The sequence below is a fragment of the Nocardioides sp. QY071 genome, assembly GCF_029961765.1.
Taxonomy (GTDB): Bacteria; Actinomycetota; Actinomycetes; order Propionibacteriales; family Nocardioidaceae; genus Nocardioides.
In genome coordinates this window covers 2242813-2256915 of record NZ_CP124681.1, presented here as the reverse complement: position 1 = coordinate 2256915, position 14103 = coordinate 2242813, and the positions used below count along the sequence as shown (strand labels likewise).

Here is a 14103-nt window from a genome sequence, read left to right as displayed (position 1 = left end):
TCGGTAGGTTGCCGGGGAGGGTTTCCGGCCCATCGCCGTACCGGTGCCCCCGAACGCACAGGCTGAACCGATGGCTGGGCCGCGGCGCCACAGCCGAGGAGGACCGAATGTTCAACAACAGCGAAGAGCTGCTCAAGTACATCAAGGACGAGGGCGTCGAGATGATCGACGTCCGCTTCTGCGACCTGCCCGGTGTGATGCAGCACTTCACCGTGCCGGCCTCGTCCTTCGACCAGTCCGTCTTCGACGACGGCCTGGGCTTCGACGGCTCCTCGATCCGCGGCTTCCAGGCGATCAACGAGTCGGACATGTCGCTGTTCCCCGACCCGACCACGGCGTACGTCGACCCCTTCCGCAAGTCGAAGACCCTCAACGTCAACTTCTTCATCCACGACCCGATCACGGGCGAGGCGTACTCGCGCGACCCCCGCAACATCGCGAAGAAGGCGCTGGCGTACCTCGCCTCGACCGGCATCGCGGACACCGCCTTCTTCGCCCCCGAGGCCGAGTTCTACATCTTCGACAACGTGCGGTACTCCACCGGCGTCAACGAGGGCTACTACCACATCGACTCCGTCGAGGGCTGGTGGAACTCCGGCAAGGACGACGGCGAGAACAAGGGCTACAAGACGCGCCTCAAGGGCGGCTACTTCCCCGTCGAGCCCTACGACCACTACAGCGACCTGCGCGCCGACATGGTCAAGAACCTCGAGGCCTGCGGCCTCCAGGTCGAGCGGGCGCACCACGAGGTCGGCACCGCCGGCCAGGCCGAGATCAACTACCGCTTCGACACGCTGCTCAAGGCCGCGGACGACGTGATGAAGTTCAAGTACCTCATCAAGAACACCGCCTGGGAGCAGGGCAAGTCCGTCACCTTCATGCCGAAGCCGATCTTCGGCGACAACGGCTCGGGCATGCACGTCCACTCCTCGCTGTGGAAGGACGGCTCGCCGCTGTTCTACGACGAGACCGGGTACGGCGGCCTGTCCGACCTCGCCCGCTGGTACATCGGCGGCATCCTCGACCACGCCCCCGCGCTGCTCGCGTTCACCAACCCGACGGTGAACTCGTTCCACCGCCTGGTCCCCGGCTACGAGGCCCCGATCTCGCTGGTCTACTCCTCGCGCAACCGCTCCGCCTCGATCCGCATCCCGATCACCGGCAGCAACCCGAAGGCCAAGCGCGTCGAGGCCCGCTTCCCCGACCCGTCGGCGAACCCGTACCTCGCCTTCTCGGCCCTGATGCTCGCCGGCCTCGACGGCATCCAGAACAAGACCGAGCCGCCCGCCCCGGTCGACAAGGACATCTACGAGCTCCCGCCGGACGAGATGGCCGAGATCGCCCAGGTGCCGACCTCGCTGGGCGCGGTGCTCGAAGCGCTCGAGGCCGATCACGACTTCCTCACCGTCGGCAATGTGTTCACGCCCGACCTGATCGAGACGTGGACGTCGTACAAGCGGGAGAACGAGATCGCGCCCGTGCAGCTGCGGCCGCACCCGCACGAGTTCGAGCTGTACTACGACATCTGAGTCGTGAACTGGGCTGGATCTGCCGGCCCGTCAAACCGATGGCCCCGGGAGTTCCCTGGGGCCATCGGCATTTCGAGGAGGCCGGCAGAAGGGTCGGCGGGACGGCACGTCCCATCTCGATGCTCCGAGGAACCACCATGACTGGACACGGCACCGCAATGCTCATCCAGCCGGCACTGCGGCCCTTCCGCTGACGAAGTCTGGTCGCCCTGGCCGTCGGGCACCGTCGCCGATCATGCCGGACCGGACGCGGGCGACGGCGACAACGAGTCCGTCGAGGTGACCAAGGTGATCGCCGTCGCCGACCTCGGCGTGACGACGACCAGCGCAACCTCCCCGTTCGAGGTCCTCGTCGGGCAGTCGAGCCCGGTCGACTGCGTCGTACCGATCGTGATCAACGTGCGGCCCGGCGGTCTCCCCGACTCGATCAACCTCAACACCGTCGCCACCCTGGCCGCGCTGACGACGCGAGCTGGCGCCTACGGCCTGCCGGTGCCGTTCGACGCGAGCCGCATCGACGTCTCCCGGACCCGCTGGGGCCTGCGCTCGAACCTCTTCGACACCGCCCGGGCCAGAGCAGCGCGACCGAGAGGCACGACAAGCTGCACCTCGCGGACTCCTACGATCTCGACGAACGGCCCCAGGACGGCGACCTGGACGGCGTCCTGCACTTCAAGCCGAGGGCGGCCAGTCTCACGCTGAGCACGACGGAGGCCTGCCTCAAGGGCAAGTACGTCGCCCCGAACGGCGCGACCTACGCCTTCTTCGGGTGCGACTCGGTCCGGGTCACCAGCTGATGCGCGGCCGGCCGCGAGCGGCGCTCGCGGCCGGCCGCCTTGACGGCGTACATGTCGCGGTCGGCCTCCCTGAGTACCTGGTCGATCGTGCGTCCGGGACTGAACTGCGCGACGCCGATCGAGATCGAGACGGAGACACCGTTCCACGGGAAGCCCGCGTCCTCCTCCAGGCTGCGGGCAACCGTCGCTCCGACGGTACGGGCGTCCTCAGCCCCGGCCCGGGACAGCACGACGGCGAACTCGTCGCCGCCCAGCCGACCCACGGCGTCGGACGCACGCACCGCTCGGCGCAAGACGCGGGCCACGTGAACCAGCAGGTCGTCGCCCACCTCGTGGCCGAACCGGTCGTTCACCGCCTTGAAGTTATCCAGGTCGCACAGCAGGACCGAGCCACCCCGGCCACTCTCGGCCAGCACCACCTGACGCTCGAGCACCCGGGTGAGACCCCGTCGGTTGAGCGTCCCGGTCAAGGCGTCGTGGTGTGCAAGGTGCTCGAGCTCGTGCTCGTAGGACTTGCGCGTGCTGGTGTCCTGGAGCTGGGCGAGCAGGTAGGGCCTGTCATCATCCGGGTCCGTAGCCCGCACCACGGTCACCTCGGCCTGCGCCCACACGGTGTGGCCGTCGGCGTGGCGATAGCGACGTTCCTCCGAGAAGCGCGTGATTCGCCCGGCCGTCAACTGGTCGCGTACCCGTCTCGACATCGCCAGGTCTGCCGGGTGCACGAGCGCGTCGACGTCCATGCCCTCCAGAGCCGCGACGTCGTACCCGAAGAGCCGACCGGCTGCGTCGTTGGCCGAGACGATGAGTCCGTCGGCGCTTGTCACCAATGTCGCTGACGGCGCGGCCTCGAACAGGGTCCGGAACCGCGACTCGGCGAGGGCCAGCGCCACCTCCGCACGTCGACGCGCGCTGATGTCGGTCACGAGGACGAAGATGCCGCGCACCTCACCCTCGTGCACGTCCGGCAGGTAGAGGGCCTGGGTGTACCTGGGCCCGGTCGGCGTCGGGATCTCGCGGTCGAACTCCTGGCGTTCCCCCGCCAGCGCCCGCTCGAGGTAGGGCAGGTTCTGCTGGTAGAGGTCCGGCCCCAGCACCTCGCTGATGTGCCTGCCGAAGATCTCCTCCGGCGTCATGTCGAAGTACTCGACGTAGACCTTGTTGGCCAGCCGGTTGCGCAGCCCTCGGTCCCAGTACGCGATGAGCGCCGGGAGGTTGTCCAAGATGGCCTGCTGGTCAGCGCGCTCGAGCTCGCGGGCGGTGTCGTCACCGGAATCGGCGGGCGGGTGCTCGAGCGGATCGATCATCTCTCGTCTCTCGTGAAGCCTGCCTGTCCATCGGCACGCCTCCGTGCGAGATGAGGGATCGGCGCCGAGCCGAGGTCACCTGCCCGAGAGGCGGTCGGCGCGGGTATCCACCAGCCCTGCCACCCACCGCGCCGCCGGCGCCGGCGCCCGGCCGGGACCGAGTACGCCGGAGTGGCCGGTGCGCCACCAGTGCGGTTCGACTCGCAGGCCGGCGGCCCGGTAGCCGCGGACCAGGGAACGGGTCAGCCACCAGGGGGCGACCTCGTCGAGGGTGGCGGCGTCGATGCGCAGTGGCAGGTCGACAGGAAGGGACAACCCGGCGACGTCGTGGGCGCGCAGGGAGCCCAGCAAGCGGTCGCGTACGACGTCCCCGCGGGCTCCGAGCAGGGCGCCGGGAGCGAGGGCGCCGAAGGAGGAGCGGTGGGCGAGCTCGGTGAGGGTGCGCTCACCGAGCTGGGGCCAGAGCCGGCGGGCGCGGTCGCTGAGGCCGTCGCCGTCGACCAGCTGCCGGAGCTGAGGGTCCACCGTCGCGGCGCCGCTGATCATCAGCGCGACGAGGGCGGGGACGACGCCGAACCCTGGTGGGGTGAGCGGCCAGCGCAGCGAGAGACCGATGGTCCGGTCCATCCGGGTGACGGGCGCGACGACCGCGCAGCCGAGCAGCGAGACGCCGGCCGGCGGGCCCACGGCAGCGGCGTGGAGGGCGGCGACGGCACCCTCGGAGTGCCCCGCGGAGACCCAGCGGCCCGACAGGTCGAAGGACGCACGCGCCGCGACGAGCAGGTCGAGCACGGAGGTCGCCAGCGCGGGACCGATCAGGTACGGATGGGGTCCCGGGCTGCCGAGGCCCGCGTAGTCGGGCTGCAGGACGGCGATCCCCCGCCCCAGCAGCTGCGCGGCGAAGCCGTCGCCCTGCGTCATCCGGCGCAGCTCCGGGTGCCCGTCGACAGCGGTGCTCGGCGCCGAGCGGTCACTGCCGCCGGTGGTCATGTGCCCGTAGGTCACCACCGGCCAGCCGCCGATGGGCGGCGCTGCGGCCGGCAGGTGGACCAGCCCGGTCAGCACGGAGGAGCCCGAGGGGTACGACACCCGCCACGACTCCCCTGCCGCCGCGAGCGCCGCCCGTCCCCGCGCCGGCTCGCGGGCCACGACCGCGCTCACCAGCGTCCCCGCGGCAGCAGCCGGCGGACGCGGCGCGGGATCAGTCCGAGCCGACCCGGGTCCCGCCCGTCGGCGAACGCCATCAGGTCGGCGAAGGCGTTCGCGACGGGGACCAGCTGGTCGACGTCGACCTTGTCGAGGGTGTCGGCCTCGTCGTACAGGTAGAGCGGGCCGGAGACCAGGCTGATCGTCGGCACGCCGGCCGTGAAGGTGAACGACGCGTCGGTCGGCATCCCGTCGAGCGTGAACTCCAGCAGCCCGGCGTTGAGCATCGAGGTCGCGCCGAGCCGATGGCGGCGGATCGCCCGCGCCACCGCGAGCTTCATCGGCAGCGAGACGTTCTCGAAGAAGGCCCGCGGCTCGCTGTGGTCGAGGGTCTCGAAGCACCCGTCGGCGGTGCGACGCGCGCGCAGCCCGACGTGCTCGACGGTCAGGTTGAGCGCGAGCGGGTACGGCGAGTCGGCGTCGATCGTGTAGCGGCGGGCGAAGGCGCGGTGGGACTGGTAGCCGGTGAAGTGGCTGTCGAATGTGACGAACATGAGCGTCTTGGACCAGGGGCGGCCGGCCCGGGCGCGCTCGACCGCGTGCTCGGCGAGCGCGACGACCTCCGCCGTACCGGTGGCGTCCTCGACCGCGCCGGGACCGATGGAGTCGTGGTGGGACTGCACCATCACCGTGTCCCGGGACGCGCCGTGGAGCACGCCGACCACGGTGCGCGCGGTGACTCGGCGCCGCTCGGCGACGAGCCGGAGCGATGCGACCGAGCCGGCGTGCAGCCGACGGCGCAGGGTGTCTCCCGCGGCCCGGGTGATCCACACGCCGGGCAGGGTGAGCAGGGTCCGGCGGTAGTACTCGTTGTGGTAGCCCAGTGACTCCGGGTAGTCGCGCAGCACTCCGACCACCGCCACGGCACCGGCCGCCGCGGCGTCGCGCAGCGTGCGCGTGAGCGAGGTGATGTAGGGGTTGCGGGAGCCGAGCGCGTCGCGGTTCAGCATCTGCCGCTCGGGGTCGTGCACGTACTCGCTCAGGGGCAGCAACGCCCACTGCGGCAGGTCGAAGGTCAGGTCGAAGAGCACGATCCTGCCGGTGACGTCGCGGCTGCCGACGCCGTCGGCGCCGATGTCGACGACCTCGGCCTCGACACCGTCGACACCGGTGCCGAGCGTGCCGACGTGCTCGTGGGCGGGCAGCGCACAGTGCCGGATCGGCGCGCACGGGACCTCATCCCCGTCGACGTTCAGGCCGGCCACGGAAGGCTCCCAGGCGAAGGAGTCGGCCTCCTCGACCCACACCTCGTCGAGGCCGGCGCGGCGGAACCGGTCCTCGACGTACGCCGCCGCCCGCTCACCGCCCGGCGTCCCGGTCGCCCGCGGCGCCATCGCGACCAGGTCCTCGATCGTGGCCATCAGCTGGTCGACGTCGGTCACGTCAGCGGTGCGCCGGCTCATGGCACGACCCTAGGTAGGTCGTCATATCGGCGACGTCGGGCGCCGGAAAACCGACAGGTCTCAGCCGTCGATGGGCAAGACTGATCGCATGACGCCCACCGATGACGGGATCGGTCACCTCGAGATCCTGCCCGAGATCGACCTCGCACTGATCGACGCACTCCAGGTGAACCCGCGGGCGCCGTGGACGACGATCGCCTCGGTGCTCGACATCGACGCGGTGACCGCGGCTCGCCGCTGGCGCCGGCTGCACGAGGAGCGGCTGGCGTGGTGGGTGGTCACGCCGTCCGCGGCACGGCTCACCCCCTACCTGGACGCGACCCTCGTGCTGCTGCGCTGCGCGTCCGGCGCCGCCGAGGACGCGGCCGAGCGGGCCGCGGCGCCCGACTGGGTGCACACCGTCGACCTCGTGTCGGGCACGGCGGACCTCGCCGTGGTGGTGCTCGGCTCCGGGCTCGCCGAGGTGCACCGGCGCGTCGACGAGCTGGCGGTGCTGTGCCGGGGCGAGGTCGTCGAGCGCCGGGTCGTGGCCGACGTGCACGCCGAGGACGCCGGCTGGCGCCTCGGGATCTGCTCGGCCGCCCAGCGGCGGAGCCTGCGGCCGCGCACCGACCAGCCGCGTCCCGCACCTCCTCGGGCCGCGCTGGTCGACGACCTCCTCGCGGCGCTCGGCGACGACGCCCGGCTCAGCGGGCAGGAGCTCGCGGCGCGGGTGGGCGGCTCGGAGCCGACGGTACGACGGGGCCTGGACCGGGCGCTGCGCTCGGGAGCGATCCGGCTGGGCTGCGACCTGGCGACGCCCGCCGCCGCGCTCGGCCGCGGCGTGCTGCTCGAGGTCGAGGTCGAGGACCCCGACCGGGCCGGCCCGGCGCTGGCGGGTGCCGCGCCGGTCCACCGCTGCGTCCAGACCGTCGGCGCCGGCAACCTGACCCTCGGGGTGCGGCTGGCCTCGCTCGCCCAGCTGCCGCGGATCGAGACCGACCTCGCCGCACTGGCGCGGGGCTGGCAGGTGCGCAGCCGCTCGACCGTGCTCCGCCCGGTCAAGCGGCAGGGGCAGGTGCTGGACTCCTCGGGGCGACGCGCAGCGCCTCGTCGAGGCGGTAGGCGCGGATCGCGAACAGGCTGACCAGCACCAACGCGGCGGGGACGACGGACGTGCCGGCCAGGACCGCGAGCCGGGCGGGGGCGTCGTACCGGTCGAGGCCTCCCTCGTAGCCGCCGATCGCCAGCACCACGCCGAGCAGGCCGGGCCCGAGCGCGAAGCCGAGCAGCTCGCACCCGGCCCACACCCCGGCGAAGAGGCCGATCCGGTTGTGCCCGGAGGTGCGGGCGTCGTGGGCGGCGACGTCGGGGAGCATCGCCAGCGGGAAGACCTGGATACCGGCGTAGCCGGCGCCCGTCACCGCCGACCAGACCAGGCACCACACCAGGCTGCCGGACCACACGCCGACCAGGGCGAGGAGCCCGCCGCCGAGCACGGCCGTGGCCACGACGTACCCGGCCTTCTTGCCGCGGTGGCGCCCGAGCCAGGCCCACAGCGGCGCGGACAGGACGCCGGGCACCACGAAGGCGGCGAACAGGTAGCTGCCGGTCGTGGCGTCGCCGAGCAGCACCCGGGCGGCGTACGCGACCGCGGCGAGCAGCATGCTCGTGCCCGCGGCCTGCAGCACCAGGGCCGCGATCAGCGGCCGTGCGTGCGCGTTGCCGAGCACGACCCGCAGCTGGTCGCGCAGGCCTCCCCCGGCTGTCTCCGTGCGGACCACGGGTGCGCCGCGGGTGCACCGCCAGACCGCGAGCGATCCGGCGACGACCACCAGTCCCGCGACCGCACCCATCGCGCGGTAGCCGCCCGCGGTGGTCACCAGCCACGGCGCGACCACGCCGGAGACCGCGATCGCGGTGGTCACCACCCCGACCCGCCAGGCCATCATCTGGGTGCGGACCCCGTAGTCGCCGGTCACCTCGGCCGACATCGCGAGGTAGGGCACCTGGAAGAACGCGTACGCCGTCGCGGCCACCAGGTTGGCGAGCAGCACCCAGACCAGCGCGAGCAGGAAGGGCGTGCTCGGCCCGGTGAAGACGAACGCCAGGCCCACCCCCATGAGGGGGCCGGCGACCAGCAGGAACGGACGGCGCCGGTCGTGGCGTCGTACCCGATCGCTGAGCCGGCCCGCGAGCGGGTTGCACACGAAGTCCCACGCCTTGGGCGCGAACACGACCAGTCCGGCGAGCAGCGCGCCGACGCCCAGCTCCTCGGTGAGGTAGGGCATCAGCAGCAGCGACGGCACCGTGCCGTAGACACCGGTGGCGACGCCACCCAGCGCGTAGCCGCGCCGGATCCGCGCGGGCAGCTCGTCAGGCATGCGCCGAACGTAGAGGACATTCGGCTGGAGGCATCCAGATGCAGGAATCCGTCACGACGACACATCACGACGACACGTCGCTATCGTCCCCGCTCGTCCTCCACCATCGACGTCAGGATTCGCCGAGCACGTACGGCGGCCCGATCGGCCTTCACGTTGAAGTAGCGCCGCGGGGTCGTGTCCTCGTCGAGGTAGCGCTGCATGGTCTCGAGCACGGCGCTGTCCCGGCTGGCCATCTCGTGGAAGACGGCGGCCAGCTGCTCGCCCGCGTCGGGTGGGACCGCGGCACCGCGCCACGAGATCTGCAGGAACACGTGCGTCGCGCCCGAGGACCGGGGGGTGAAGGCATGGGTGCGCACGAGCTCCAGCTCGGGGCCGCCGGAGCCGGAGATCGTGTAGGTCTGCTTGTGCAGGCCCGGGGTCACGAAGGCACCGGTCTCCGTGCGACCGAACGACTCGTCACTGTCGAGACCGGAGACCTGGGCCTCCCAGGGCGCCAGGGGTGCCTTGGGCAGCTCGCGCCTGTAGGACACGGAGAGCTCGGACACCTCGACCTCCTCCAGCGGCGGCAGCGCCTCGATGCCCGGCGGCACCATCTCCGGGTGCATCGCGAACACGTTGGTCAGGTCGAGGTAGTGCTCGTGCAGCAGCAACAGGTCGGCGGCAACGTCGCGTCGCTCCCCCACGCTGCTCCAGGCACCGTCGTGGAGCCAGGGCGTCGCGGGAGGCGGGCGCAGCCGCTCGCCGCCGGGGGTGCCGATCCAGATCCAGACGAACGGGCCATGCTCGACGACGGGGAAGGCGCGCACCCGGGCGCCCGAGGGAGGGTTGTCCTGGGAGGGCACCCTGACGCAGCGCCCGGTCGCGTCGTACGTGCAACCGTGATAGCCGCACACCACCAGATCGCCCTCGCGGTGGCCGGCCGAGAGCGGGTAGGGCCGGTGCGCGCAGCGGTCCTCGAGCGCGGCGACCGAGCCGTCGGCGAGCCGGAACAGCAGGACGAGCGTGTCGAGGAGGCGCCGAGCGGTGAAGCCGTCGCCGGCCCCGTCCAGCTCGTCACGGGTGGCGGCGACGTACCAGCAGTCCTTGGGGTAGCTCACAGGTCCAGCACCAGCTTCTTCGACAGGGAGCGGGAGACGCAGGTCATGATCGTGTCGCCCCGCTCGCGCTCGGTCCTGGACAGCACCGAGTCACGATGCTCGGGCGTGCCCTCCAGCACGTCGGCCTCGCAGGTGCCGCAGATGCCCTCCATGCAGGAGCCCATCACGTCGACGCCGGCCTTGTCGACCGCGTCGAAGATGGTGGTCCCCTCCGGCACCGCCACCGTCACCCCCGAGCGCGAGCACTCGACCTCGAACGTGTCCAGCGCGTCCTCGGATGCCTCGACCTTCTTGGCCACGAACCGCTCGAGGTGCACGCTGCCCTCGGGCCATGCCGAGCAGCCCGCCTCGACGGAGTCCATCAGAGCCTCCGGGCCGCAGCAATAGACCTCGGTGTCTCGCCGCGGCGTCCCGAGCACGGACGCCAGGTCGAACCGGCCGCACTCGTCGCTCGGCCACACCGTCACCCGGTCATCCCCCTCGAACCGGTCGAGGAATGCCATCGACGCGCGGGACCGGCCGACGTACAGCAGGCTCCAGTCGGCGCCGCGCAGCTCGGCCGCCTCGATCATCGCGAGGATCGGGGTGATGCCGATCCCGCCGGCGATGAACTGGTAGCGCGGCGACGCGACGAGCGGGAAGTGGTTGCGCGGACCGCGCACGCGGACGGTCGCGCCCTCGGTCAGCATCTCGTGGACGTACGCCGAGCCGCCCCGGCTCTCCGGGTCGAGGAGCACCCCGACCTTCCACGAGGACTCGTCAGCCACGCTGCCACACAAGGAGTACTGCCGGGTCAGGGTCGGGCCCAGGACGAGGTCGATGTGGGCGCCGGCGGTCCAGGACGGGAGACGTACGCCGGCGGGGGCGGCCAACGTGAGCTCGACGATGCCGTTCGCCACCTCGCGGCGAGCGGCGACCTGCAGCTCGGCCTCGGTCTCCGCGGTGCTCGTCACCCAGCCCTCACGGGAGCGCAGACGCGTCGGCCGGGGAGCGGAGATCCTCCGTGGGCCGGGTCGGCGCTCCTGGCCGATCGGCGTGAGGACGACCTGCATCCTGGTGTAGCCGCGGACGAAGTTCGACTGCTGGTACTCCGGCTCCTCGACGACCTCGATGTCCTCGAACCTGGCCAGCAGCTCCTCCCACAGGATCCGCAGCTGGAGCTCGGCCAGCCGGCTGCCCATGCAGCGGTGGACGCCGATCCCGAAGGAGAGGTGGTGGCGCGCGTTGTGCCGGTCGATGACGAAGTCGTCGGGGTTCTCGAAGGTGCGCTCGTCCCGGTTCGCCGAGGCGTACCACATCACGATCTTGTCGCCCTTGCGGATGAACTGGCCGTTCAGGACGGTGTCCTGCTTGGCGATCCGGCGCATGTAGGCCAGCGGCGTCTGCCAGCGGATGATCTCGTGGACCAGCTTCGGGATGAGCGAGTGGTCGGCCCGGAGCCGGTCGAACTGCTCCGGGAACTGGTTGAGCGCGAGGACGCCGCCGGACATCGAGTTGCGCGTCGTGTCGTTGCCGCCGACCACGAGCAGGATCAGGTTGCCGAGGAACTCCATCGGCCGGTCGATCAGGTCCTTGGTGTCCTCGGACATCTGCATCAAGGTGATCAGGTCGTAGCCGGGCTTCTCGCCGGCGGCCAGGCGGGCGGCCTTGTCGTGCCACAGCGCGCTGAAGCTCCTCGCCATCTCCGCCGAGGCTCGCCACATCTCGTCCACGTCGCTCTGACCGCCGGTCGTGGAGGCGCCGGCCGCGGTCACCTCGGTCCAGTAGACGAGCTTGCGACGCTCCTCGTAGGGGAAGTCGAGCAGGGTGGCGAGCATCCGGGCCGTCAGCTCGATGCTCACCTTGTCCACCCAGTCGAACGGCTCACCGACCGGCAGGTCGTCGAGGACCTCCTTGACCCGGGAGCGGATCAGGCCCTCCATCTCCTCGAGGTTCTGCGGGGCCACGACGCCCTGGACCGCGCCGCGCTGCTGGTCGTGTCGCGGCGGGTCCATCGCGATGAACATCTCGATGTCCAAGCCCTGCGGCGGGGTGCCGATCACGATCTGCGGCTCGGCGGAGAACCTCTCGAAGTCCTTGTCGACGGTGACGATGTCGTCGTACCGGGTGATCGACCAGAACGGCCCGAACGGGCTGTCGGCCTGGTAGTGCACCGGAGCCTCGTCGCGCAGCCGCTTGAAGTACGAGCGCCACTGCCCCTGCCCGAACAGGAAGGGGTTGCTCACATCGATGTCGGTCAGCTCGAGCTCGTCTACGTCGGGGATCGGGCGCTCGACGAAGACCGGCTGCTTGTCACCGACCACCCGGCGCTTGGCCTTCTGGAACAGGTGCATGCCCTGCACCTGGCGCTCCATCGGGATGGTCGCCTGGGCCTTGTTGATGACCTGGTCGAGCACGCTCATGACGGGAACCGCCTAGTCAGAGGATTTGCGGGGCTTGTCCGAACCAAACCACGCGCCGGCGACCGGAGTCACCCGCCCTCTGCCCAGCGTGACCGCGACCTTTTGTTCCTCTGCACTAGCGGATCCGGTCGGGCCCGACACCGATCGGACTCGGCCTCAGCTCGGCTTGGCGTACGCCGCGACCCCGGTGTCGAGGATGACGCAGGCCTCGTCGCCCACGGTCCAGGCGTCGTGGCCCGGGTCGAGGTCGATGACGTCGCCGGGACCGATGTCGAACTCCGCGCCGTCGTCGGGCTTGATCGTCATCCGGCCGGAGACGCAGATGCCGGTGTGGTGGACCTGGCAGGAGTCGGTGCCGGCGATCGGCCTGACGTCGTTCGACCAGCGCCAGCCGGGCTCGAAGGTGCCGCGGCCGAGGGTGAAGTCACCGAGGGTGACCACATCCATGTGGCCGTGGTCCTGGAAGTCGCGGCGCTCGTGCGGGGAGTCGATGCTCTGCTTGTCGGACATGGCTTCTCCTCTGTTCGGGGTCTGCTCGGGTCTGCTCGGGTCTGCTCGGGTCTGCTCGGGTCTGCTCAGACGGTCGCGCGGGGGCGGATGTTCTGGTTTCCCGCGAACACGTTCTCGGGGTCGTACTCCGACTTGATGGCCACGAGACGCTCGTACTTCTCGGCACCGAAAGCGGCCCGGATCCGCTCGTCGCCCTCGTCGCCGATGAAGTTGAGGTAGACGCCGCCGGTGGTGAACGGGGCGTTGGCGCGGCGGTAGTCGCGGACCCAGGCGATGTTCTCCTCGTCGTCGGCCTCGTCCATCCACGTCGCGAACGGGTGGCTGACCCAGCGGGCGGCCCGCTGGTTGAGCGGGGTGGCGTCGGCGTCGACGCGGGCCAGCGCGCCACCCCACGGGAGGAGGAGGTGCTGGGTCATCGGCGAGGGCCGGCCCGCGCCGGCGGCGAGGAAGACGTCGAGGGCCGCGTCGGGGAAGCTGTCGTGGTAGTCGGCGCTCCAGTACTGCCGCAGGCCGGGCGGGTCGTCGATCATCTGCTGGAACGCGGCATACGGCATCGGCCCGACCAGGTCGACCGCCGGCCCGAGGTCGCGCATCACCTGGACCAGCTCGGTGCCCACGGCGTGGTCGCCGTTCCAGCAGACGGCGAGGCCGACCGCCGGCTCGCCTTGGAGGTACGCCGGCACGAACTCCTCGGGCGGACCACTGATCACGACCAGCGCGGTGCCCAGCTCGTCGGGCGCGTCGTGCGCCCAGTCCCGGTAGGCGTGGGCGACCTCGGAGGCGCGGTCGAAGGGCCACAGCATCAGACCGGCGAGGATCGTCGGTCCGACCGGGTGCAGCCGGAACTCCAGCGCGGTCACGACACCGAAGTTGCCCCCGCCGCCCTTGCTGGCCCAGAGCAGGTCGGGGTGCTGGTGCTCGTCGGCCCGCAGCTCGCGGCCGTCCGCGGTGACCAGCTCGACCGCGAGCAGGTTGTCGCAGCTGAGCCCGTACTGGCGCTCCAGCCAGCCGGACCCGCCGCCGAGCGTCAGCCCGGCGACCCCGGTCGTGGAGACCCGGCCGCCGGTGGTGGCCAGGCCGTGCTCCTGCGCGGCGGCGTCGAACTCGCCCCAGGTGCAGCCCGCGCCGACCCGCGCGCGGCGGGCGGAGGCATCGATCTCGATCCCCTTCATCGGGCGTACGTCGACCACCAGGCCGTCGTCGTTGGTCGACTGCCCGGCCACCGAGTGCCCACCGGACCGTACGGCGACCGCGAGCCCGTCGCGGGCGGCACGCTCGAGCGCCTCCCGGACGTCCGCCGGTCCGTCGCAGGCCGCGATGACGCGGGGCCGCTTGTCGATCATGGCGTTGAAGAGAGCGCGCTGCTCGTCGTACCCGGCCTCGTCGGGGCCGCACCACTTCGTCATGCTCCTGGCCTCCTGGCCTCGTGGCCCCTCCCCCACCAGCCACGATCCCCGCGCCGGGCCGCCGTGGCATCCCGTGGAATGGG

At 71.5% G+C, this 14103-nt stretch carries 11 protein-coding genes; 3 read left to right on the top strand and 8 right to left on the bottom strand.

Annotation, left to right across the window (positions count from 1 at the left end):
- Positions 1-107 precede the first annotated feature (107 nt).
- Together glnA and QI633_RS10770 are read left to right on the top strand one after the other, a co-directional pair.
- A complete protein-coding gene (gene glnA, locus QI633_RS10775; protein ID WP_141799178.1) occupies positions 108-1529 on the top strand; it encodes a type I glutamate--ammonia ligase in 1422 nt (473 codons plus the stop codon).
- A gap of 279 nt (positions 1530-1808) precedes the next feature.
- Positions 1809-2231 carry a hypothetical protein gene (locus QI633_RS10770; RefSeq protein WP_282428954.1) on the top strand — a complete coding sequence of 141 codons (423 nt, stop codon included), beginning with the start codon at positions 1809-1811 and terminating at the stop codon, positions 2229-2231.
- Positions 2232-2283: 52 nt separating this feature from the next.
- Here QI633_RS10770 and QI633_RS10765 read toward each other — a convergent pair whose 3' ends face one another.
- The 3 genes from QI633_RS10765 to QI633_RS10755 form a co-directional block, all read right to left on the bottom strand.
- Positions 2284-3630: a diguanylate cyclase gene (locus tag QI633_RS10765; RefSeq protein ID WP_282428953.1), complete on the bottom strand. Its 1347-nt coding sequence runs from the start codon at positions 3628-3630 to the stop codon at positions 2284-2286.
- Positions 3631-3705: 75 nt separating this feature from the next.
- The gene (locus tag QI633_RS10760) at positions 3706-4791 is read right to left on the bottom strand and encodes a lipase family protein (RefSeq protein WP_282428952.1); all 1086 of its coding nucleotides are present in this window, start codon (positions 4789-4791) and stop codon (positions 3706-3708) included.
- Positions 4788-6239, bottom strand: coding sequence for a M28 family peptidase (locus QI633_RS10755; RefSeq protein WP_282428951.1), 1452 nt, complete (start codon positions 6237-6239; stop codon positions 4788-4790). Before QI633_RS10755 ends, QI633_RS10760 begins: the two co-directional genes overlap by 4 nt.
- Before the next feature lie 88 nt (positions 6240-6327).
- Between QI633_RS10755 and QI633_RS10750 the strand changes: the two genes are divergently transcribed.
- Positions 6328-7365: an AsnC family transcriptional regulator gene (locus tag QI633_RS10750; RefSeq protein WP_282428950.1), complete on the top strand. Its 1038-nt coding sequence runs from the start codon at positions 6328-6330 to the stop codon at positions 7363-7365.
- Here the strand turns inward: QI633_RS10750 and QI633_RS10745 are convergent.
- From QI633_RS10745 to QI633_RS10725, 5 genes are all read right to left on the bottom strand, one after another.
- Positions 7280-8602, bottom strand: a complete 1323-nt coding sequence (locus QI633_RS10745; protein ID WP_282428949.1) for an MFS transporter — start codon at positions 8600-8602, stop codon at positions 7280-7282. The genes QI633_RS10750 and QI633_RS10745 overlap by 86 nt on opposite strands.
- Positions 8603-8682: 80 nt before the next feature.
- Positions 8683-9702 (bottom strand): aromatic ring-hydroxylating dioxygenase subunit alpha, encoded by a 1020-nt coding sequence (locus QI633_RS10740; protein WP_282428948.1) that lies wholly within the window; start codon positions 9700-9702, stop codon positions 8683-8685.
- Entirely contained in the window at positions 9699-12104 is a 2406-nt protein-coding gene (locus QI633_RS10735; RefSeq protein WP_141799184.1) for a cytochrome P450/oxidoreductase, read from the bottom strand. The genes QI633_RS10740 and QI633_RS10735 overlap by 4 nt, the downstream gene beginning before the upstream one ends.
- A gap of 156 nt (positions 12105-12260) precedes the next feature.
- Positions 12261-12614, bottom strand: a complete 354-nt coding sequence (locus tag QI633_RS10730; protein WP_282428947.1) for a cupin domain-containing protein — start codon at positions 12612-12614, stop codon at positions 12261-12263.
- A 65-nt stretch (positions 12615-12679) separates the two neighbouring features.
- Positions 12680-14020, bottom strand: a complete 1341-nt coding sequence (locus QI633_RS10725) for an FAD-binding oxidoreductase (RefSeq protein ID WP_282428946.1) — start codon at positions 14018-14020, stop codon at positions 12680-12682.
- Between the last annotated feature and the right edge of the window lie 83 nt (positions 14021-14103).

What these genes read in the sequence shown, in the direction of transcription:
- glnA (WP_141799178.1), top strand. Translation starts at nt 108, where the DNA reads ATGTTCAACAACAGCGAAGAGCTGCTCAAGTACATCAAGGACGAGGGC.
- QI633_RS10765 (WP_282428953.1), bottom strand. Translation starts at nt 3,630, where the DNA reads ATGATCGATCCGCTCGAGCACCCGCCCGCCGATTCCGGTGACGACACC.
- QI633_RS10755 (WP_282428951.1), bottom strand. Translation starts at nt 6,239, where the DNA reads ATGAGCCGGCGCACCGCTGACGTGACCGACGTCGACCAGCTGATGGCC.
- QI633_RS10750 (WP_282428950.1), top strand. Translation starts at nt 6,328, where the DNA reads ATGACGCCCACCGATGACGGGATCGGTCACCTCGAGATCCTGCCCGAG.
- QI633_RS10745 (WP_282428949.1), bottom strand. Translation starts at nt 8,602, where the DNA reads ATGCCTGACGAGCTGCCCGCGCGGATCCGGCGCGGCTACGCGCTGGGT.
- QI633_RS10735 (WP_141799184.1), bottom strand. Translation starts at nt 12,104, where the DNA reads ATGAGCGTGCTCGACCAGGTCATCAACAAGGCCCAGGCGACCATCCCG.
- QI633_RS10730 (WP_282428947.1), bottom strand. Translation starts at nt 12,614, where the DNA reads ATGTCCGACAAGCAGAGCATCGACTCCCCGCACGAGCGCCGCGACTTC.
- QI633_RS10725 (WP_282428946.1), bottom strand. Translation starts at nt 14,020, where the DNA reads ATGACGAAGTGGTGCGGCCCCGACGAGGCCGGGTACGACGAGCAGCGC.